Below are 21,841 nucleotides of genomic sequence, written 5' to 3'. Positions count from 1 at the left end.
GAACTTATTAAGTTCAGCGCCTTTTTGTTTACGCATTTTATATTCAGTATTGGTGTTCGTTTGTTCTTCGTTCTTTGAGATTAGAAACTTAAGGCTTACGCCGACATTGGAACCAATACAAGCGTACCGAAGATAACCGTAATAAGACCACAGATTACGGGTACAGACGTACGTTTTACGACTTCAAATGGGCTGATTTTACCCATGCCAGAAGTCGCTACAATTACACCCGAAACAGGAGAAATTGTACGGCCTAAGTTAGACGCTTGAAGCATTGGGATGATTAGGAACGCAGGGTTCAAGCCCATTTTCGCAGCAAGTGACGGAGCCAGTTCTACGAATGCATAGAATGGCGCGTTACCAGAACCTGTCGCGATAGCAGCAGCAACTGTTAGACCAGTCAGGATAAGCATTAATGCGATACCGCCAGCGCCAGCTGATTCAGCAAGGCCGATTAGGTTATCAATTGCACCGATAGACATTAGGCCCTGAGCAAATACACCCGCCGCAACCAACAGCATTACGACGCCTTTAAATGCTTCGGCCATACCTTGGTAGCAAGAATCTAGGTCTTCTAGTGTTTTTTCGCCGTCAAACTTCTTCACAACGTAATCGATAACAGCGCCCACGAAAATTGAACCTACTACGATGGTGTAGATATCAAGTGAAAGGCCCGGAATGGTACGACCGTTGAATAGAAATACTCCAAAAATAGGTAAGAATGGAAGAGCAGCATAAAAAGCCGGCGCATTCGTTTCAATTTCTGAAACGTCTACTTTTTCCATTGGCGTGTTTTCTTTCTTATCTAGGTATTTGTTCCAGAAGAAAGCCGCACCCGCCATCACGATGATCGCACAGATAGAAACAGGCAGTACCGTTTGAACAGCAAACACATCAAGAGACATACCTGATTTTTCTGCTGCGATAACCACATCACCCGACGTTGGTGAAAGAATGATTGCTGCAGGTGATGCACAAACCGCCACCGCTGCTGGACGAGAAATACCCATTGCCGTCATCATTGGGAATAGGGTCGCCATCAATAGCACGCCAAGGCCTGTTGCAGAACTTACTGCTAGAGACATTAGACACGCTACGATGTAAGCCGCAACAAGAAGTACGTATGGAGATTTGATAGCAGCAAGCGGTTTAGAGAATTGTTTTACTACCACATTGTTTGCGCCGATATGCGTCATGTAAGAAGCAAAGCCACAAAGAAGCATGATTTGCATGCCTAGGCCGCCCCCGCGGTACTGAAGCATGTATTTAACAAATTCTAGTGAGTCGGTAACCATGTTACCTGTTGAAGCTACCTTAGCTGGTAAGACTGTGTGACCAATAAGGCCGGTGATAAGAAGTAGGGAAAGGCCAGCAGTTAGTAATACACCCGCCGCTTTATAGCCTTTTACAATAAAGTAACCAACAGCAATAGTAATCACTAATCCGATCAAGAGCTCTAACATAGAAATCTCCACAAAGTTTAAAAAATATAAGAAAGTGTTTCAGAATATGACAATGAATGTACAGAAAACTGCACTGTGGCACGAGGCATAGTTGAGGTTGATATGATCTAAGACAAACATTTTTTTCGATGTTAATTGTGGTTGTAAATCGTGAATAACTACTGTTGTTTAGATGTTAATAAACAAATTTTGTGGCTTGTTAGAATATAACTTGGATCACCTTTGGTTGTTCTATTTGCATATGGTGGTGTTATTTTATAAATCGCGAGTATTTTTTGTACTTTGGAAGGAAACGTGTAACGAAGTGGGTATTTATCGGAGTAAAGAGGTGAGAATCTTAGCTTTTAAGCTTACTTACATTTAAATATTACTTATGTTTAACGCCTACTTACTTCCCATAAGTAAGCGCTAAAACACAAGTTATAATAAGGCGATTCTTCAGCTTCTTCGTTTAACTCAGAACCTTCATTTAATACGACTTCGTCCTCGAGTACCACTTCTTCAACTTCTTCTGCGAATAGGGGCATAGAGAAAGCGATTAGAACTAAAGGTAGCTTTGGTAGGAATCGTGTGTATGAAATTGTATTTGCTAATGGGTGCGATGTTCGTGAGATAGTGTGTTTCGACATAATGGTTTTGTATATAAAGTGATTTAACACGACGAACTAAGTGTTAGTCTGATGAGTAGACAGTGATCGAATCGAACGGTTGGCATTGCCGGCGCAGGTTCCATTGCAATCGACTCCCAATTCATTTTTGGGGTTGGAATGGTATGCACGGATTGGATTAAGTGGAGGTGCTGATTGAATAAGCTCACTTCACTTACAGCGTCCTCAAGTTGTTTGGTATTCATCTACATTCCTGTCGACTGTTGTTCTTGTCATTTGGCGCTTAGTTTATGGTCAAAGCGCCAGAAAAGTATTTAAATGAATGTGAATGATCTTTCGTGAGGTTACTTGATATTGGTTTAGGAATATTTGGGTAGGAAAGTTGGTTTTATGATTGAGTTAACAGCATAGAAACACAGAGAACAAGGCGCTCTCTGTGTTGGTCATTTTGCTATTATCGAAACTCGCTGATGAGCATTATCTCTGGCGTCTTGCGACCAAAGTGAATCGGTAATCGTTAGACGTGAAGTAGTTGCGGCTGTATTCAAATACAGTGTTATTGGCGAGGTAACCGCGAGTACGTTTTTCAATGATAGGCTGAGCTGGGTCAATACCTAACTGTTTAGCAACGTCTTCAGGCGGAAGAATCGGTACCAATTCCTGCTCACTTCGATCAATCACCATGCCTTTGGTGTTCTCAATAAAGTCGTATTTTGATGTCTGCATCACTTGATAGGTGAGATCTGGGAATAGAGCAACAGGTAACCAAGTTTCTTCAACCGTGATTGGATTGTTGTCTATGAAACGAACACGTTTTACGTAGAAAACCAATTCGCCTTCTTTGATATCTAAATGTTCAGACATCGCCAAAGAACACGGCTTCATTTCGAAGGCCAGAACTTCACTGTGTGTAACCACATCCAAATGCGCCCACTTTTCTTGAAAGCTCGACTGTTTGTAGATGTCGTAATTGATCTTGTTCTCTTTTACGTAAGTGCCGCTGCCTTGAACGCTTTCAAGCTCATCGTTTTCGATCAGTAGTTTCAGTGCTTGCCTAACCGTTACGCGGCTTACCGAGAATACTTCACGCAATTGCGCTTCCGTTGGGAGTGCTTCTCCAACTTTATATTCTCCAGAACTGATCTTTTCTCTTATTGCATCGGCGATTTGGCGATACATAGGGAGTCTTGCCATTTTTGCCTCATTTGTGCGCTAGGACAACTAGACTTTGATTAACAACCTGTACCTTAAATACGTAAATTTGCTCTATATAAGCTTTGCTTTAAAGGTTAGTGTGAGCATCGTATTGGCGTTTTGTAGTACATATAATACAAATTAAACAATACATAACAAGCTTTCTTAAAGGATTTACCAATACAGTTTAAATACAAATTAAATACAAATGTGTATTGATGAGATCGTGATCACGGATTAAATGTCTTGAAGTTGTATTATTCTTCTCGTCGACAGGGACGACTGTCGTACTAATCCGTGACTATGGGACAAAGGTTATGAAACTTACTACTCTAACGAATAAGTCGCTCGTAAATCTGCAAACTACGTTTAGCAGTCGAGAAGAAGCGATTTACGCACTTGCTGACCAACTGAATCAGCAAGGCAAACTGCACAACAAACAAGAGTATCTTGATGCAGTATTTGCTCGTGAAGAGCAAGGCCCGACAGCGCTTGGCGAAGGCCTAGCAGTACCGCACGGCAAGACTGACGCGGTTAAAGAAGCTGGTTTCGCTGTTGCAACATTGAAAGAAGACATGAAATGGAAAGGCCTAGATGAAGACGAAGATGTGAATCTTATCTTCCTAATTGCCATTCCAAATGCAGAAGCGGGTTCTACCCACATGCACCTGCTGACCGAACTGACAACCACATTGGTTGATGACGATGTTCGTGAAGCAGTATTAAAAGCAACAACCGCTGATGAAATCTTCGCGCTTCTTGATGGCGACAATCAACAAGAAGAAAAACAAGACAACTTAGATACAAATGCACCGACAATTGTATGCGTTACTGCTTGCCCTGCAGGTATTGCTCATACTTATATGGCGGCAGAATACCTAGAAAAAGCCGGCAAAAAGCTTGGCTACAAGGTTCATGTTGAAAAGCAGGGCGCAAACGGTATTGAAGATCGCTTAACTGCGGAACAACTTAATAATGCTGTAGCGTGTGTGTTTGCTGCTGAAGTTGCGATTAAAGAATCTGAGCGCTTTAATGGCATTCCTCGTGTTGAAACCCCAGTTGCAGAACCGATTAAGCACGGTGAACGCATTCTTAATGAAGCGATTGAAGAGTCGAAAAAAGGTAACGGTGCAGAACGCACAGTGGCTACTGATGACAAACCGAAAAAACTACCGTTGAAAACTGAGCTTAAACAAGCACTGCTTTCTGGTATTTCTTACGCGGTTCCTCTTATCGTTGCTGGTGGTACTGTTCTTGCGGTTGCTGTTCTTATCGCGCAAATTTTTGACCTGCAAGAGCTTTACGCAACAAAAGATTCTTGGCTGTGGATGTATCGTAAATTAGGTGGCGGCCTATTAGGTACATTAATGGTGCCAGTACTGGCAGCTTACACTGCTTACTCATTAGCCGACAAACCGGCACTTGGTCCTGGTTTTGCTGCGGGTATTGCTGCAAACATCATTGGTTCAGGTTTCCTAGGCGGTGTTGTTGGTGGTTTGATTGCTGGTTACGTAATGCGTTGGGTAAAAGAGCATGTTCGCTTGGGTCCTGCGTTTAACGGTTTCCTTACTTTCTACCTTTACCCTGTGATTGGTACTTTGGTAGCGGGTAGCTTGATGCTGTTTGTTATCGGTAAACCTGTTGCGTTCTTAAACCAAGGTTTAACGGATTGGTTGAACGGTATGTCAGGCACCAATGCGCTGTTATTGGGTGCGATTCTTGGTCTGTTTGTATCATTCGACTTAGGTGGTCCGGTAAACAAAGCCGCTTACGCATTCTGTTTAGGTGCAATGGCGAACGGTGTTTATGGCCCTTACGCAATCTTTGGTTCAGTAAAAATGGTATCGGCGTTCACTGTAACGGCTTCAACCATGATTGCTCCACGCCTATTCAAAGACTTTGAGATTGAAACCGGTAAATCGACATGGCTACTTGGCCTTGCGGGTATTACCGAAGGTGCAATCCCAATGGCGATTGAAGATCCAATCCGTGTAATCGGCTCATTCTTACTAGGATCAGTGGTTACAGGTGCGATGGTTGGCGCGGCAGGTATTGGTCTATCGACTCCGGGTGCAGGTATCTTCTCTATCTTCTTGTTACACGATTCAGGTTTGGGCGCATTCTCTGCTGCGGCAATCTGGTTCGGTGCTGCGATTGTCGGCACAGTGATTTCAACTGTTACTCTTCTGATGTGGCGTGGTCACGCTGTAAAAAAGGGTAAGTTTGAAGCAAGTACTGCAACACAGAACTAACTGAATTTTGAGCTAGCTTCTAGCTCGCAATTAAAACACCGTATAAAAAATAACGAACAACTTGGCTGTCCTAAATGCCTGTGCTCCTAACGGTTTTATTCACACAGATTCTGGGCGTGGTTTTCTGCACCCTAAATTTAGTGGCAGCCAATTTTAACCCCTTGAAAAAATTTAATTTAGTCGTATTTGGGTTCGAACTTTAGTTTTACTCGAAGCGACACATTTAGGTAAATGATTATGACTACATCACGCGTACATATTACTCCTCACATGCACTGGGATCGTGAATGGTATTTCACAACAGAAGAGTCTCGTATTCTTCTTGTGAACAACATGGAAGAAATCATGAACCGTCTGGAGAGCGATCCAGAATACAAATACTACGTTCTAGATGGTCAAACCGCCGTTTTAGAAGACTACTTCGCAATCAAACCAGAAAACACAGATCGCGTAAAAGCATTGGTTGAAGCGGGCAAGTTAATTATTGGCCCTTGGTATTCTCAAACCGACACAATGCAAGTTTCTGGTGAGTCAATTGTACGCAACATGATGTATGGTATTCGTGACTGTATGAAGTTTGGCGATGCAATGAAGATTGGTTACCTACCAGATTCATTCAGCATGAGCTCACAGCTGCCAATGATCTACAACGGCTTCGACATCACGCGTGCAATGTTCTGGCGTGGTTGTTCAGAGCGTCATGGCACCAACAAAACAGAATTCTTATGGCAGTCTAATGACGGCAGTGAAGTAACGGCACAAGTGCTTCCGCTGGGTTACGCGATTGGTAAATACCTTCCACAAGACGAAGAAGGCTTGCGTGCTCGTTTAGATAAGTACTTCCCAGTGCTAGAAAAGCCATCGGTGACTAAAGATATCTTGCTACCGAACGGCCACGACCAAATGCCGATTCAAAAAGACATCTTTGAAGTAATGGACAAGCTTCGCGAAATCTACCCAGATCGTGAATTCTCAATGAGCCGTTACGAAGAAGTGTTCGAGAAAGTAGAAGCGGCGCGCGACCAACTCGACACAATCAAAGGCGAGTTCAACGACGGTAAATACATGCGTGTTCACCGTACGATCTCTTCTACGCGTATGGACATCAAACTGATCCACGCAGAAATCGAAAACAAGATTGTAAACATCTTAGAACCGCTAGCGTCTATCGCTTGGACATTAGGTTTTGAATACCACCACGGTTTGATTGAGAAAATGTGGAAAGAGAGCATGAAGAACCACGCTCATGACTCTATTGGTTGCTGTTGTTCAGACAAGGTACACGCTGAAATCCTAAACCGTTACATCCTTGCGGACGACATGGCGACAAACCTAATCCACTTCTACAAACGTAAAATCGTTGACCATATGCCGGATCGCGAAGGTTGCGACAAACTGGCGATGTTTAACCTTTCTCCGTATGAGCGTGAAGAAGTGGTGAACACAACCATCACTATCCGTGCTCAAGAATTTTCTATCTTTGATGAAAACGAAAACCCAGTTGAATACTTCATCCAAGACAAGCGCCAAATCGACCCAGGTAAAGTAGACCGTCAAATCGTTCACTACGGCAACTACGACCCTTTCATGGAGTTTGATATTCAAATCAAACGCACTGTACCAGCGATGGGTTTCACCACGTTACACATCCAAGGTAATGAGAAGGGCGCAGTTAAAGTCGCAGAGCAGAAAGACTACTTGCTAGAGAACGAATACTACCGAATTAATGTAAACGACAACGGTACTCTGACTATTTTCGATAAAGAGACAGAGCAAGTATTCGACCAAGCACTTCGTTTAGAAGATGGTTCTGATGACGGCGATGAGTACGATTACTCTCCATCTCGTCAAGAGTGGCTGTTGTACTCTGATGAATTCCCAATCGAAACATCGATTGATCACCAAGGTTTCCAATCGGTAGCGAACATCGCTTTCCGAATGAACGTGCCTGCAAACCTTGCAGAGCGTGAAGAACGTACGGGTCAAAATGGGTTCATTGAAGCGCAATGCCAAGTGGTATTGAAGCAAGGTTCTCGCCGCATTGAAGTACGCATGGAACTAGACAATCAAGCCGACGACCACCGTGTACGTGTGCTAGTGCCAACGCCATTTGTTTCTGAAACTGTGGTTGCAGATAACCAGTTCGGTTGTATTACTCGACCAACCAATGACCCAGCAATGGCGGTTTGGGAAGAAGAGAAGTGGAAAGAAGCGCCAGTTCCGGTTTACCAACTGATGAACTTCGCTGCATTAGAAAATGGCAAAGCGGGTATGGCGATCATGTCGAATGGCCTGCGTGAATTTGAAGTGATTGCATCTCAAGGTGACGAAAACCGAGATACCTTCGCATTGACACTATTCCGTGGTATTGGCGTGTTGGGTAAAGAAGAGCTATTGCTTCGTCCGGGCCGTCCATCAGGAATCAAGATCCCGACACCAGATTCACAAGTACGCGGTAAGTTAGTGTGTGAATTCACGCTGTGTGGTTTCTCTGGTAACCATATTGACGCGAACATCATGGCGCAAGCACGTGACAATGTCACTCAAATCGAATGCTACAACAAGATCCCTTATAACGCGATGAAGCTGAATGTGGGCGAGCAAAACCTACCTATGAGTTTTAGCCTTCTGTCTAAGCAACAATCAGGCGCTGTGTTGAGTGTGCTGAAGAAAGCGGAAGATGAAGATGCGTTGATCATGCGTGTCTACAACCCGGCAGAAACAGGCTCTGTGTCAGATTCAATCTCCTTCACTCAAAACGTTTCAAGCTGGAAAGAAACAAGCATGGATGAGCGAGTACGCGAAGGTGATGTAGCAGCAGAAACCTTTGGTGAACTAGCATCTTGCCAAGCGAAAACATTCCAAATCAAATTCTAATTTCAATCACCCGCTCACCTTGGTGGGCGGGAATGGTGAACGACAATGAAAATTGTAATTGCCCCCGATTCATTTAAAGAATCACTCGACGCTCATCAAGTTGCGTCTTGTATTGAGCGTGGATTTGCTGACGTTTTTCCTCACGCAGAGTTTGTGAAAATGCCACTCGCCGATGGCGGAGAAGGCACGGTAGACGTGTTGCTAGAGGCGCTCGATGGTAAGAAACAAAGGCTGCAAACGACGGATCCAATCGGTCGCGAATGTACGGCTTATTGGGCTTCACTTGTACAACAGGTTGATGGCATAAGCGTAAACACTGCCTTGGTGGAGTTTGCTCAAGCATCGGGTTTAGATCGATTAACCGTAGAAGAAAGATCACCTCTTACAGCATCATCTTACGGCACAGGGTTGCTGATCAAAGATGCGCTAGATAAAGGCGTAGAACAAATCATCATTGGTCTGGGCGGTAGTGCCACCAATGATGCTGGTGCTGGCATCTTACAAGCGTTGGGAGGCAAGTTGTTCGACAAACAAGGCAACGAGCTATCTGGTGGCGGCGCCGAGTTAAGCCAGTTAGCAAGTATCGATCTTGAAGGACTGCACCCTAGATGCAAAGAAGTGACGTTCGTGGTCGCGTGTGATGTGAATAATCCATTATGTGGCGAAAGCGGAGCCAGTACTGTGTTTGGTCCGCAAAAAGGCGCATCAAAAGCTCAAGTTGAACAACTTGATACTGCGATCGGGCACTTTGCCGATATCGCTCAAGCACATACGGGTACTAATCATCGCGACACAGCTGGATTTGGTGCTGCTGGTGGTACACCTCTGGGGTTAAGTCTTGCATTCAATATCCAAATTAAAGCGGGTATTGAGATGGTATTAGATGCCTTGGATGCAGATAAGGTTCTTGAAGGTGCTTCACTGGTCGTGACCGGAGAGGGGCAGATGGACAACCAAACCCTGCAAGGTAAAACACCTTTCGGCATCGCTCAGCGAGCTCAAAAGTTGAGTATTCCAACCATTGGAATTGCGGGCTCTTTGGGGCAAGACGTTGAAAAACTTTACGGCTCAATGTCTAGCTTATTTGGAACCGTACGTTCACCTCAGTCTTTAGACCAAGTTTTATCAGAAGCGAATCAAAACCTGACTCGCACTGCCCGTAATATCGCCGCCACGCTCAAGCTTGGTAGCCAGATTTTTAATGAGAAGTAATTATGTCTCTATTTAAACTCGACAACGTTATTCAAAACTACGCATGGGGAAGCAAAGACTCCATTAACCAATTGTTTGGTATTGTGAACCCAAACCAGGAACCTCAAGCAGAAATTTGGATGGGTGCTCATCCAAATGGTTGTTCAAAGGTAGGCGATACCGGTGAATCGCTTTCTCACATGATTGATGAAAACAAAATCGATGTCTTAGGCGGATACACGGCGGCTCGTTTCGGTGAATTGCCTTTCTTGTTTAAGGTGTTGGCCGCTGAAACACCGTTATCGATTCAGGTTCACCCGAACAAGCGAAAATCAGAATTAGGTTTTGAGCGTGAGAATGCACTTGGTATCCCTTTGAATGCGTCTAATCGCAACTACAAAGATCCAAACCATAAACCTGAGTTGGTTTATGCGTTGACCTTCTACAAAGCGATGAATGGCTTTCGTCCAATCGACGACATTATTGCCTTGTTCGAAGAAGCGGATATTCCTTCGTTAGCGATTGAGCTTAATGTACTAAAAGCCAATGCCGACAGTGATTCTTTGAAGTCGTTCTTTAGCGCCATTATGTCTCTTGAAGGTGACCGCAAAGCGTCTGCGCTTAATGAGCTTTATGCTGCACATGCGCGACCAGCCAAAACGGTCATGGGGCGTGAAGCTCTTCAATACAGCATCGAATTCAAACAGCATTATCCAGGTGATATTGGCTTATTTGCGCCATTAATGCTTAACACGGTTGAGCTGGCGCCCGGTGAAGCGATGTTCCTGTTCGCAGAAACCCCACATGCTTATGTTCAAGGTACGGGTTTAGAGATTATGGCAAACTCAGACAATGTGCTGCGTGCCGGTCTCACTCCCAAATATATCGATGTCCCTGAGCTTATCGACAACACAATCTTTGAGCCGATTAAGCCAGAAGATATCCGCCTTAAGCCTGTATTGAAAGAGGGCAAGATGAGTTATCCGATTCCAGTGGATGACTTTGGCTTTGATATCTTGTCTGCGACTGATGAGAGCAAGTCACAGTATCTACGTAGCGCGGAGATCTTGTTCTGTGTGGAAGGAGAGGCGACCGTCACTTCAGAAGGGCGGTCAGTTTCTCTTAAGCCCGGAGAATCGGTCTTTGTAAGTAGTAATTCAAGTGTTTACCAATATCAAGGGAATGGCATTTTGGCTCGTGCTTTTAACTAGTGCCCCCGTGCTAGCGATCAGCAAAAGAAATGTCAGAGTGCCACTGTAAAGTGGTACTCAATATTGGATTGATGGTTGTTACCTATCTGTCTTTGACAGTCATGATTATTGACCATACCCGCTACTCTGGCGGGTTTTTTCATTATTAGAATGAGCAGATATAAGCTTGTAGAAAAGACAAACCCTGCGATCAGAGCAGGGCTTTTTATTGAATTGGTACTGAGTGACTGGTTAGGCAATGTGAGTCATTTTATTAAGCACAAAGGTTTCAATACAACCTTCAGTCGCAGCCATGTAGTCAGCGATGTGTTGGCTCGCTAAGTGTTTCTCTAGATGAACTTCAGACTCCCAGTTCTCATGAAAAACGAAGTGAGCAGGGTTACTGTTATCTTGGTGCAGATCGTAGTTAATACAGCCGTCTTCAACACGGGTTTTATCGATCAATTTAATCATCTCAGCTTTTACAAGCTCAGTTTTGTCTTCTTTAGAGACGATCGTTGCAATAATAGTCAGTTTGCTCATTTTCAATTCCTTCGCTTTAAACTCGGTAAGTTTAAGTAATATAAGTATAAATTCAGAATGAAGAAAGAGTTCTGAAATCCAATAACTATGGTTCTTACCATCCACAATTCAAACTCGAGAGCATAGGGCCAGAGCCGAGTAGGTTATGCTTATTAAAAAAAGCCCTCATAGCAATATGAGGGCTTTTGAATAAGAATCAAACTGTGTTGTTACTGGGGTGTTAAGCGTACTGTCTTACCTTAAGCGTATTGCTCAACCGTCATTGCCCAATTTTTCTTCTGTTGTTCGAAATTCATTTTGATTTGCTGATAACGAACCTTAAGAACAGAGTGTTCGTACTTCTTCACAACGTCTTCGCGCTTGCTTTCAAGTAGCTGTTTTTTAACTTCGTAATATTCGTTCATGTTTGATACTAGAGCATCAAACTCTTGTTGAAGCTTCTCTGCGATTTGTTGCTTGTCGGCACGATGCATGATTTTTTGCTGGGTGCGTTTAAGTAACATTGACGCTTCAGCTTTCTCAATACGAGCTTGAGGGGTTTTCTTAAGCTTACTTGCCAGTCCCATCAACGAAGCACTCTTAATCAACCATTTTGTTGGATCGTATTGCCACCAGTAGATGCCGTTACGGTAGTCGTTCTCAAAGATGTGGTGGAAGTTGTGGTAGCCTTCGCCGAAAGTGAGTACTGCTAACACACCGTTATCACGCGCTGTGTTTTTGTCAGTAAAAGGTTGGCTACCCCAGATGTGAGCAAGAGAGTTAATAAAGAATGTTGTGTGGTGGTTAAGTACCAAACGAACTGCACCTACGATTAACAACATGCCAATCACGTCACCGTAAATCACGCCTAAAGCGATAGGAACACCGAAATTCATTAGTAATGCTAACAGAACATAGTGCTTGTGCTGCCACATAACAATCTTATCTTTTTTAAGGTCACGGCAGTTTTCGTAGTTTTCGTACATTGAGGTGCTGTAATTACGAATCATCCAGCCAATGTGTGAGTACCAAAATCCACGTTTTGCAGAGTATGGGTCTTTGTCGTTGTTATCGACATGCTTGTGGTGAACACGGTGATCAGAAGACCAGTGTAGCGCGCTGTTCTGCAGGGCAAATGCACCACCTAATGCAAACAGGAATCTTAGGCTTGAATGCGCTTCAAACGCTTTATGTGACCATAAGCGGTGATAACCTGTCGTGATTGAAAGGTTACAGAACGTAAAGCAGATTGCTAGCCATATCCAGTGCTCCATGCCATAGCCAAAAAAGTAGCCATAAACGGGAGCCGCTACAACAGCAAGCAGCATACTAAAAGAGAACACAAAAATATTGAGCCAGATTAATGGCGGCTTTTTTGTAGATTGTTTGTCGGCACTATTCATTAGCAAATTTCCATTGGGCTTACATCTGTGCGCTAGAATATCAGCGTACACGTGTAAGTCAATATTGAAAGTGTAAACGTGTATTAGTATGTTTTGCTTAAATATTGTATAAAGGTAGTGTGAAATGTAGTAGCAAGTCATAAATGGAAGTACTAAGGGCTAATAAATGGAAATTAAGGTAGCTGAATATAAAGATTATGAGCGGATTGCCCAATTACACGCGGATAGCTGGAAGCTATATTACCGTGGCATTCTTGCTGATGATTACCTAGAACATGATGTTTTGGAGGACAGATCTGTTATTTGGCAGACTCGTTTGATTAATCCTCCTTTCAACCAACATGTTTTATTGCTTGAGGAAGGCGGTTTACTGGTTGGTTTTGTCTGCGCGTTCGGTAATCACAACTTTGAGCGTGGTACGTTCATCGATGCGTTACATGTAGATAATAATTATCGTGGACGAGGTGTAGGCAAGCGTCTGTTGTCTGAATTGTCGAAGTGGTTGCAGCAATACTATTCGGACTCAGGGCTTTACCTAGAGGTGATGTCTGAGAACCACCAAGCGATTGCTTTTTATCAGGCGATTGGTGGCAAAGAAGAACTAGAGCAAGTTTGGAACGCACCATGTGGCAGCCAAGTGAATGAAAAAGTGATTTCTTGGAGCTCTCCCGTTGAACTTGAACAGAAAACAGCGAGCGTTGTGTATTCTTAGTCGATTCTTGTTGAATACTGTTTTTTTGCTGAGTAGCAGGTTCTTAACGAAGCTATTTTAAAGCAGAAGAACAAAGACAAAAGCCCCGAGTATTAAGTTGCTCGGGGCTTTTTGATTGAATTGGTGGTCATTAAATGAATCGCTAAGGCGCGTGAAATACTGGGTAATTAGTCACACCACGTGATCTTATTTCTTCCGCCTTTCTTCGAAATGTAGAGTGCTTGGTCGGCGTCGTCGATAAGCTGCTCGACAGAACCAAGGGCCTGAGGCGCATGTTTCACACCGATTGAAATTGTTACTTCTAATCTAAGGCGAGTAGGGGATTCTAAAAGGGCATTAACCAGCGATTCAATTGAAGCCTCGGTTTCTCCTTGGACCAGCACCAAAAACTCTTCACCGCCGTATCGAAAGCAGTTACTGCTAGTCGGTAGTCGTTTTTGAATCTCATCGGCCAGTTCTTTAATCACCATGTCACCCATTTGATGGCCGTAGGTGTCGTTAATCGATTTGAAATGATCAATATCTATCATGAGCGATGTAATGGATCGCTGACGGTCTATGCTCGGTTCTATCACCTGATGAAGATAAAGGCGGTTGTAGCAGCCCGTTAGTGCGTCTTGATAGGAAAGGGCCTCGAACATATTGGACTGTTTGCGAAGCTGAATCGCTTGTTTGCGCAGTTGCTCGGATTGAGCGAAACGTTTGTGTACTTCCAAGTCACGTCTTATACAGGCCGCCGAGATGAGGATGTAAGCCGAGATATAAACGGAAATTGTTTCTATTTCATGTTTTGGCTCTGCTTCATAAAGCAGTGGTGCAAGGCCGATGAGATAAGCCAAAAAGATAAACGACAGCGTAGAGATACTGTATTTGGCTGACAGTCGTGAAAACGTACCAATGTAGATCATGACTAAAATGATACCGCCTTGGTAATCGAAGTTGTTTAACTCAATCGCAAGCCGACCGACATAGACCAAAAAAAGCGAGCTAATTACAAGGAAGGCACTTTCTACGGGTTCTAAAACGTTGGGTTTGTTGGTGATGCAATATCTGGCAGCTGCCATCATCAATAGAAAAAGTATGACTCGGAAAATGACAGGTGTAAGGCTCTCACTACCAAAGTGGATGTAGTCAGTGATGATGAATGCACAGAATATTGAGATCGGGATGTAGATGAAATTTATGTACGGCAAATAAATTTCATTATCGAAATAGGTTTTAAATCTTTGATTCTTGAACCCAGAATAAGAGCGCATTGAGAAATTAGCCGAGATTGATACACAATAATTTGCGTAGTATGTCACAGTGCTTGGGATTGTAAACGACCGTTTCTATAGATTTGTCAGTATGTTAGCTAGATCAACAAACGGTAGCAGGCAATATTCACGCTCTATTATCGATAGAACGTGAATATCTAGAGGCTGGTGTAAGAGTGGTAAACAGAAACTAAAGCAGATTATAAAAACTAATCGCGATTAACGCTTGTTCTTCAAGTAACGTTTACGACGCTCTTCTTTTTTCTTAATCTGTTGTTCGGCTTTCAGTGCAGCCGCTTCTTCAACTTCGATCAGCTCTTGTGTGATCATTTCTGGCAACTCAAGCGTTACCTTACCTAAAGTGCCATTACGCAATTCGTGAAGCAGGATTTCTGAACATTTGTGAATGTCGATATGACCACCGGCACGAAGTGCACCACGCTTACGGCCAATCGCTTCCATCAATTCGATGTCAGACTCTGGCAGTTCTTCAATTTGGTAACGTTCTTGCAAAAGGTTAGGGTACTGCTTTGCTAGGTATTCTACTGTGTAGAATGCCACTTCATCGTATTCCATTGCTGTATCTTTTACAGCGCCTGTCGCAGCCAAGCGGAAGCCACTGTGTGGGTTTTCTACTTTAGGCCAAAGGATTCCTGGAGTGTCAGATAGGATTACGCCATTCTGCAGGTTGATACGTTGTTGACGACGAGTTACCGCAGGTTGGTTACCAGTAACCGCAATCGTACGTCCAGCCAAGCAGTTGATGATGGTCGATTTACCCACGTTCGGGATGCCCATGATCATTGTACGAATGTTCTTGCCCATCTGTTCACGGTGCGGCGCCAGTTTACGTACTAGTTCCATAACGTGGTTAACTTCTTCTTTTGCGCTAGTCGTAATCGCAATCGCTTTAACGCCTTGCTCTTTCTCGAAGTGTTCAATCCAACGTTGAGTCAATTCAGGATCTGCTAGGTCACGCTTGTTCAACACTTTTACACAAGGCTTATCGCCGCGCAGTGAAGAGATCATTGGGTTTTCACTACTGAACGGAATACGAGCGTCCAGTACTTCGATGATCACATCAACTTGTGGGATAACTTCTTCGATTTCTTTGCGGGCTTTATGCATGTGACCCGGAAACCATTGAATAGACATAGAGATAAACCTTGATAAATATATTTGCTGCACATTGTAAGGGTTGGATGATACGTGTAAAGGTATATCTATCCCGACCTTCAATGAGCTCAGTGAGTTTGCTTGAAGTATAGGCGACTTGGTGATGTTTATTTAGCTGATGATTGACCTATTGAAGGTGGGAGCCGCTAATCTTGTAAAGCGTAAAAAGCCGCTATGTCTCTCAAGTCTTGATCATTGAGCTTACTCAGTTGCGCTCGCATCATATCCGCGTAATCGCCCTGCCTATCTCCGGTTTGATACGCTTTCATTGTATTAAAGAGATAGGTTGGATCTTGGCCAGAAAGCTTAGGATAGGAGTTATTAGTCGATTGACTGGTAGGGTTATGACAAAAAACGCAGCTTGGTGATTTCATTTTACCTAGTTCAGGATCGCCAAAATCAGAGGCATGAAGGCTAGAGGAAAGCGCTAGTAATATTAGGGCGAAGAGTGGGTAATGCACGTTTTTACTCCGGTAAAAACATGATTATAAAGCTTCCCCTAAGAGGAAGCTCAAGTCTTATTTGTTCTGGGTGAACATTTAGTATGGCTTAAAGCGCATTTTCCAACTTAGTTAGGAAAGTAGCGATGTCTTCTGAACTGATATCTCTATGAGTTACAAATCGAACAGGGTTCCCTGGTGACATCGTAATGCCTTGTTCGCCCAGTTCGCGTGCGATTCGGTTGATATCCACAGACTCATCTAACTTAGCAAATACAATGTTAGTTTGAATGAAATCAGGGTTAACAGAAAAACCTTCTAGTTTGCTTAAACCAATCGCTAGATTTTTTGCGTTCTCGTGGTCAGCTTTAAGTTGAGTAACGTTCTCTGTTAAAGCCATTTTTCCCGCTGCGGCAAGAATACCTGCTTGGCGCATACCGCCACCGACCATTTTACGTAGTCGACGTGCTTTTGCGATGTATTCTTTGTTGCCAAGAAGTAATGAACCGATAGGAGCGCCTAAACCTTTCGATAAGCAAATCGTCATAGAATCGAAATGTTGTGCGATCTCTTTGATGTGTACATCTAATGCGACTGCTGCGTTATAGACGCGCGCGCCATCTAGGTGCATTTGAAGTCTGTGTTGGTTTACGAACTCACGTGCTTCCGCTAGATAAGACATTGGCAGGACTTTACCATTGATCGTGTTTTCTAAACTAAGAAGCTTGGTACGAGCAAAGTGGCTGTCGTCGGGCTTAATCGCAGCGGCAAGCTTTTTAAAGTCTAAAGTACCGTCTGGGTTATTCTCGATTGGTTGAGGTTGGATAGAACCAAGGACCGCAGCGCCGCCAGCTTCGTATTTGTAGTTGTGCGCCTGCTGGCCACACAGATATTCATCACCACGCTCACAATGCGCCATTAAGCCAAGAAGGTTGGCTTGTGTACCTGAAGAGGTAAACATTGCCGCTTCAAAGCCTGTCTCATTTGCTGCCCACTGTTCTAGTTCGTTGACGGTTGGGTCATCGCCATAAACATCATCGCCCACTTCTGCGTTTGCCATTGCGTCACGCATGGCTTGTGAGGGTTTAGTTACGGTATCAGAACGAAAGTCCATGTTTCTCTCCTAGAGTACTTTAGGTAGTCATATAATTGGCTATAGATGGCCGCATAGTTGGGCTTTACTTAAACAAGCGATAGTTTTGGTATCGGTAATTTGATCGTGTCGTATTTTGTCGTGCAGTTCTTCTAGACTCAGTTCGATCACCTCTATGACTTCATCTTCGTCGCATTTAAAGCGGGTAGTGAGGCTTAAGTCTTTGGCGACGAACAAATGCTGAATCTCATCACAGAATCCAGCTAAAGGGGTGACTTGCCCCAAGCTTTGAAAAGAAGTTGCACTGTAACCTGTTTCTTCTTCCAGTTCGCGTTGGGCACATTGAAGAGGTGTCTCATCTATTTCCATCGTGCCTGCGGGTAGTTCCAAAAGCCATTTCTTTAGAGAAGGGCGGAACTGGTTAATGAGGGTGATTTTTCCAGACGAAGTGATAGGAAGAATAACTGCCGCGCCAGGGTGATTGATTGTTGTATGTTTTACCACGACGTTCGTAGGGAGCGTCACGTTCTCTTCTATGAGAGAAATACTTTTCCATTTATGGATAACTTTACTCATGCAGTCTGGCCACATTCCTTGCCAATTTTTCGTATAACGGAAGACGTGCACCACCATAACGTCTATGGTGTCGAAAATAAAAGAAAAATTAGGTTTCGTATTAGATTTAGTTTCACGCCGTTTGTGATGTTACTCTCATAATTGGAATCTATGATTGCGCCAAAATTACCGACGTAACCATCTGATATAAATGCAACTCAATAATAAAATGCACTTGTAACAAAGCGCTAACAAATGTATAAAAACAATTCTACACTCTCAACTGTTCAAAGATTTTCGGAGTAATGCATGACCCCTTCTATTTCTTCACATGCTGACAAGGCGCTACTCTCTGAAAGAATTAACAAATTAGCGCATGCTCTCTCTGATGGTGTCTATGAAAGAGAAGACACCATTAAGCTCTGTTTGCTGGCTGCTTTAGCTGGTGAAAGTGTATTTCTATTAGGCCCACCGGGTATTGCGAAAAGCCTTATCGCAAAACGCTTGATCCAGGCTTTCGATAACAGTAGTTATTTTGAATATCTAATGACACGCTTCTCAACGCCTGAAGAAGTGTTCGGCCCTCTAAGTATCCAAGAACTGAAAGACAACGGTCGCTACGTAAGGCTGACGGAAGGCTACCTTCCAACCGCTCAAGTCGTCTTTCTTGATGAAATCTGGAAAGCTGGTCCGGCAATCCTGAATACACTCCTTACTGTTGTGAATGAAAAAACGTTCAAGAACGGTAGTGATATTGAACGCGTACCAATGCGCTTATTGGTCTCTGCGTCGAATGAACTTCCAGATGAAGATAGCGGCCTAGAAGCGCTTTATGACCGAATGCTTGTTCGCGTGTTTGTAAACCGCATTCAGAACAAACAAAACTTCAAGTCGATGCTGACTGCAGGCACTTCTCAAGAAGCTGAGATCCCGAAGGGTTTGGCGATCACGGATATTGAATATCACCAGTGGCAAAAAGAACTCGACAAGCTTGAACTGACAGATAACGCATTCAACAAGCTGTATGAGTTGAAAACCATGCTAGAAGAAACGGTTAAGCAGCAGGGTTCAACTTCTGAATCCGATCTGTATGTTTCAGACAGACGCTGGAAGAAGGCCGTTAAACTATTGAAAGCGAGTGCGTTCTTTAGTGGTCGCGATAGCGTGAACCCGCTGGATATTATGCTTCTGCAAGATTGTTTGTGGCATAGCCCAGAATCACGTGATGTGGTTCGTAGCGTGGTGAAAGACTTTGCATTGAACCGAGCGTTTGATCAACAAGAGTCGAAAGCTCAAATTGAAATGTCTCGTGAAGAGTTAGAAGAGATTCAAGACGATGTTGAATCAACGTTGTCGGTGTCACTTTCTATGGAGTCAACCAGTGGCTTGTTGCGTAAAGATGTTTACCAGAATGACATCAAGAACGCGAAAATGTACAGTGTGGGCAGTGCTTACAATCTAGTGAAACTGGTTATGCTGCAAAGCAACATGTCGGTTTCTGAATCTGAGAAGGGCGATAGCCGTTGGGTATACGTAGCCAAAGACGATTTTGATCGTGTTCTTAAAGAAGGTCACGGTGATATTTACGGTTACGTAAACGAAAATAAAAACCTATGCCGTTTAAAACTCGACTTGGATGCATCAAACCAATTAGTGATTAAAGACATCGCCAATCGCTCTGTATTGGTGAGTGTGGTTACTACTGACGGTTTAGACCAAGAACTGTACAACAAGTGGTTGAGTGGCGCTGAGAAAGCCTTAGAACAGTTAACTGAAGCTGAATTCAAGTTAAAACGCGTTCGTACTGAATTCCATGATGCATTACCTCATAACTATATTGACCCTGATTTACCAAAAGCGATGGAAGCAAGTTTGCAATCGGTAACGCAAGATCTTGAAACCACGAAAGTGAAGAGTGCCAAGATTGCTCAGCGTATTAAGTTTATGAGCCAGTACTTCGAGTAAGAGGAGAGCATATGTTAGGAGCAGACGGCTTAAACCTCGCTTTGATGGTGGCTGATTCAGGAATCATTGATACCGCGATGAATGATCTCATCGCTCGTTCTCAAGTCATGATGGCTGCAGAGAACAAAGGTGTGAAAACCTCAGTGAAAAACCACTTAGTTAAATGGCGCGGTAAAGTTAAAAAACGCGTTACTAAGGTGTGTGAAACTGATCGATTCCAAGAGGAAATCGCCCTTTACCAAGAAGTGATTTACTGGGATGAACCTCAGTTCTTTGATGAGATTGACAGCGTTATCAAAAAGCTGGAGTGGCACTCAGCGTTTTATCTACAAGCTCGACGCCTTATGGAGAACAACAAGGGTGTTTATAACGCGATGTTTCCACACTACTTTTGCGACCAATGGTACCAATCACTTTCTGATGCGATTAAACAAGCTCAAGTAACTGAACTTGAAACAAGCAAAGAAAAAGTCTTAGCCGATCTTTATCAGCGCATGGAAACCATGAAAAACATGGATAAAGTGACTGAGTCGGGTGATGAAGGCAGTGTAGGGCGCTTGTGGGACATGGCTTCTGCCAAATTAAGCAAAACAGACCTTACCATCATGAAACGTCATGCTGAGTTCTTGAATAAGCACAAGGGCTTGCAAGAGATCGCTGAAAAGCTAGGCCGTATGGCTGGTGAGGAAGATGATCCTTCGCTACACAAAGCCCCTGTAGAAGAATTGCAGGTGGTTGAAGAGAAAAGCGATGAAGCGGTCGATGATATTGTCGGGATTCATGAAAGTGATGACCTTAACAAGATGCTGCCAAACGAAACCATGTTCTTAGCTTATCCTGAACTTGAGGTTATCTTTTACAAGCACTTGGCCGACAAGCGTTTACTGAGCTATCGCTCGCAAGGTAAATCACGCACGTTACGCAAAGTGAAGGCGCAAAAACCAGATAGCAAGAACATCGATATTGAAAAGGGCCCGTTTATCGTCTGTGTGGACGCTTCGGGTTCTATGAGTGGTTTCCCTGAGCAGTCTGCTAAAGCAATGGCTTATGCCTTAATGCAAATTGCTCTTGCAGAAGAGAGAGACTGTTATGTGATTCTTTTTTCTTCTGAGCAGATTACCTATGAGTTAACAAGGCAAGATGGCCTACGTGAAGCGAGCGACTTCTTAAGTTACTCATTCCACGGTGGTACGGATTTGGAACCTGTTCTTATGAAGTCGATTGACTTGATGACGGGTGATAAATACAAAAATGCCGATTTAATCGTACTTTCTGACTTTATTGCACCGAAACAATCTGACGAAATGATCGCTCAGGTTGAAAAGTTGAAAGAACACAAAAACCGTTTTCATGCGGTTAGTCTTTCTAAGTATGGTAACCCTCAACTTATGACGATGTTTGACCACTGCTGGGCGTATCATCCGAGTCTTGTCGGTCGTTTTATGAAGAAGTGGTAGCGCTAGAACATCTTGTTTAACTCGATTTTGCTGTGTGTTTTTTGATTAAAGAGATCGAACATGCAGCAATTTGATTTAAATGTCAGCAAACGGAATTTAAATTCACTTTTTTGTTTGACTATCTCCCCTCAATCCGTAAAGTAGGCACCCGAACACAGCGGTGCGGCTTACTTAAGTCCCTAAAGTGTTGAATTAAAAAGGCGCCTTGGCAGAGTGGCTATGCAGCGGATTGCAAATCCGTGGACCTCGGTTCGACTCCGGGAGGCGCCTCCATTCTTTTTCTTAGCTTGATAAGTTAAGAGATATTAAGAATGAAAATGCGATACTAGCTCAGTTGGTAGAGCGCAACCTTGCCAAGGTTGAGGTCATCGGTTCGAACCCGATGTATCGCTCCAAATTTTGTAGTGTTGATTCATTTTGACATTAAGATGGTGTTTTACTTTTCAGTAATCGGCATCGCAATAAAAAATTGCGTGCCCTGGTGGTG

The 21,841-nt window shown here is 43.6% G+C and carries 18 protein-coding genes and 2 tRNA genes; 9 read left to right on the top strand and 11 right to left on the bottom strand.

Features of this window, described 5'->3' with window-relative positions; genetic code table 11:
* Nucleotides 1-95 precede the first annotated feature (95 nt).
* The 4 genes from dcuC to AB4583_RS15350 all read right to left on the bottom strand — a co-directional run bounded on the left by dcuC (nt 96) and on the right by AB4583_RS15350 (nt 3,265).
* Nucleotides 96-1,463, bottom strand: coding sequence for an anaerobic C4-dicarboxylate transporter DcuC (dcuC, locus tag AB4583_RS15365; RefSeq protein ID WP_372052139.1), 1,368 nt, complete (start codon nt 1,461-1,463; stop codon nt 96-98).
* 377 nt (nt 1,464-1,840) lie between these two features.
* Nucleotides 1,841-2,092 carry a hypothetical protein gene (locus AB4583_RS15360; RefSeq protein WP_133151380.1) on the bottom strand — a complete coding sequence of 84 codons (252 nt, stop codon included), beginning with the start codon at nt 2,090-2,092 and terminating at the stop codon, nt 1,841-1,843.
* A gap of 23 nt (nt 2,093-2,115) precedes the next feature.
* A complete protein-coding gene (locus AB4583_RS15355; RefSeq protein ID WP_136978665.1) occupies nt 2,116-2,316 on the bottom strand; it encodes a hypothetical protein in 201 nt (66 codons plus the stop codon).
* 232 nt (nt 2,317-2,548) lie between these two features.
* Nucleotides 2,549-3,265 (bottom strand): GntR family transcriptional regulator, encoded by a 717-nt coding sequence (locus tag AB4583_RS15350; RefSeq protein WP_009845448.1) that lies wholly within the window; start codon nt 3,263-3,265, stop codon nt 2,549-2,551.
* A 317-nt stretch (nt 3,266-3,582) separates the two neighbouring features.
* Here AB4583_RS15350 and mngA point away from each other — a divergent pair, with 317 nt between their 5' ends.
* The 4 genes from mngA (at nt 3,583) to manA (ending at nt 10,796) form a co-directional block, all read left to right on the top strand.
* Complete coding sequence (mngA, locus tag AB4583_RS15345; RefSeq protein WP_017069131.1) at nt 3,583-5,517, top strand: PTS 2-O-a-mannosyl-D-glycerate transporter subunit IIABC; 1,935 nt, start codon at nt 3,583-3,585, stop codon at nt 5,515-5,517.
* Between the two features lie 237 nt (nt 5,518-5,754).
* On the top strand, nt 5,755-8,394 hold the full coding sequence (gene mngB / locus AB4583_RS15340) for a mannosylglycerate hydrolase (RefSeq protein ID WP_372051833.1): 2,640 nt from the start codon (nt 5,755-5,757) through the stop codon (nt 8,392-8,394).
* Nucleotides 8,395-8,439: 45 nt separating this feature from the next.
* On the top strand, nt 8,440-9,606 hold the full coding sequence (locus AB4583_RS15335; protein WP_372051834.1) for a glycerate kinase: 1,167 nt from the start codon (nt 8,440-8,442) through the stop codon (nt 9,604-9,606).
* Nucleotides 9,607-9,608: 2 nt separating this feature from the next.
* Nucleotides 9,609-10,796 (top strand): mannose-6-phosphate isomerase, class I, encoded by a 1,188-nt coding sequence (manA, locus tag AB4583_RS15330; protein WP_017070588.1) that lies wholly within the window; start codon nt 9,609-9,611, stop codon nt 10,794-10,796.
* Between the two features lie 231 nt (nt 10,797-11,027).
* Here the strand turns inward: manA and AB4583_RS15325 are convergent, their stop codons facing one another.
* Nucleotides 11,028-11,318 (bottom strand): putative quinol monooxygenase, encoded by a 291-nt coding sequence (locus AB4583_RS15325; RefSeq protein WP_017062602.1) that lies wholly within the window; start codon nt 11,316-11,318, stop codon nt 11,028-11,030.
* 239 nt (nt 11,319-11,557) lie between these two features.
* Nucleotides 11,558-12,700 (bottom strand): fatty acid desaturase, encoded by a 1,143-nt coding sequence (locus AB4583_RS15320; RefSeq protein WP_017062601.1) that lies wholly within the window; start codon nt 12,698-12,700, stop codon nt 11,558-11,560.
* 166 nt (nt 12,701-12,866) lie between these two features.
* On the opposite strand from AB4583_RS15320, the gene AB4583_RS15315 reads away from it, so the two are divergent.
* Nucleotides 12,867-13,412 carry an N-acetyltransferase gene (locus AB4583_RS15315; protein ID WP_017062600.1) on the top strand — a complete coding sequence of 182 codons (546 nt, stop codon included), beginning with the start codon at nt 12,867-12,869 and terminating at the stop codon, nt 13,410-13,412.
* A gap of 167 nt (nt 13,413-13,579) precedes the next feature.
* Here the strand turns inward: AB4583_RS15315 and AB4583_RS15310 are convergent, their stop codons facing one another.
* The 5 genes from AB4583_RS15310 to AB4583_RS15290 all read right to left on the bottom strand — a co-directional run bounded on the left by AB4583_RS15310 (nt 13,580) and on the right by AB4583_RS15290 (nt 17,953).
* Nucleotides 13,580-14,605: a GGDEF domain-containing protein gene (locus AB4583_RS15310; protein ID WP_372052313.1), complete on the bottom strand. Its 1,026-nt coding sequence runs from the start codon at nt 14,603-14,605 to the stop codon at nt 13,580-13,582.
* A gap of 282 nt (nt 14,606-14,887) precedes the next feature.
* The gene (ylqF, locus tag AB4583_RS15305; protein ID WP_017069126.1) at nt 14,888-15,823 is read right to left on the bottom strand and encodes a ribosome biogenesis GTPase YlqF; all 936 of its coding nucleotides are present in this window, start codon (nt 15,821-15,823) and stop codon (nt 14,888-14,890) included.
* 167 nt (nt 15,824-15,990) lie between these two features.
* Entirely contained in the window at nt 15,991-16,305 is a 315-nt protein-coding gene (locus AB4583_RS15300) for a cytochrome c (protein ID WP_372118128.1), read from the bottom strand.
* Between the two features lie 88 nt (nt 16,306-16,393).
* Nucleotides 16,394-17,398 (bottom strand): low-specificity L-threonine aldolase, encoded by a 1,005-nt coding sequence (ltaE, locus tag AB4583_RS15295; protein WP_372055212.1) that lies wholly within the window; start codon nt 17,396-17,398, stop codon nt 16,394-16,396.
* Nucleotides 17,399-17,437: 39 nt separating this feature from the next.
* Nucleotides 17,438-17,953 (bottom strand): NUDIX hydrolase, encoded by a 516-nt coding sequence (locus tag AB4583_RS15290; protein WP_372118125.1) that lies wholly within the window; start codon nt 17,951-17,953, stop codon nt 17,438-17,440.
* 288 nt (nt 17,954-18,241) lie between these two features.
* On the opposite strand from AB4583_RS15290, the gene AB4583_RS15285 reads away from it, so the two are divergent.
* From AB4583_RS15285 to AB4583_RS15270, 4 genes are all read left to right on the top strand, one after another.
* Nucleotides 18,242-19,897: an ATPase RavA domain-containing protein gene (locus AB4583_RS15285; RefSeq protein ID WP_372118122.1), complete on the top strand. Its 1,656-nt coding sequence runs from the start codon at nt 18,242-18,244 to the stop codon at nt 19,895-19,897.
* A gap of 11 nt (nt 19,898-19,908) precedes the next feature.
* A complete protein-coding gene (gene viaA, locus AB4583_RS15280; protein WP_017064542.1) occupies nt 19,909-21,354 on the top strand; it encodes an ATPase RavA stimulator ViaA in 1,446 nt (481 codons plus the stop codon).
* 199 nt (nt 21,355-21,553) lie between these two features.
* Nucleotides 21,554-21,627, top strand: a tRNA-Cys gene (locus AB4583_RS15275).
* Between the two features lie 46 nt (nt 21,628-21,673).
* Nucleotides 21,674-21,749, top strand: a tRNA-Gly gene (locus AB4583_RS15270).
* The last annotated feature ends 92 nt before the right edge of the window (nt 21,750-21,841 follow it).

It is taken from the genome of Vibrio sp. 10N.222.49.C12 (genome assembly GCF_041475025.1).
Lineage (GTDB): Bacteria > Pseudomonadota > Gammaproteobacteria > Enterobacterales > Vibrionaceae > Vibrio > Vibrio crassostreae_C.
This window is presented reverse-complemented; position numbering and strand designations above follow the sequence as displayed.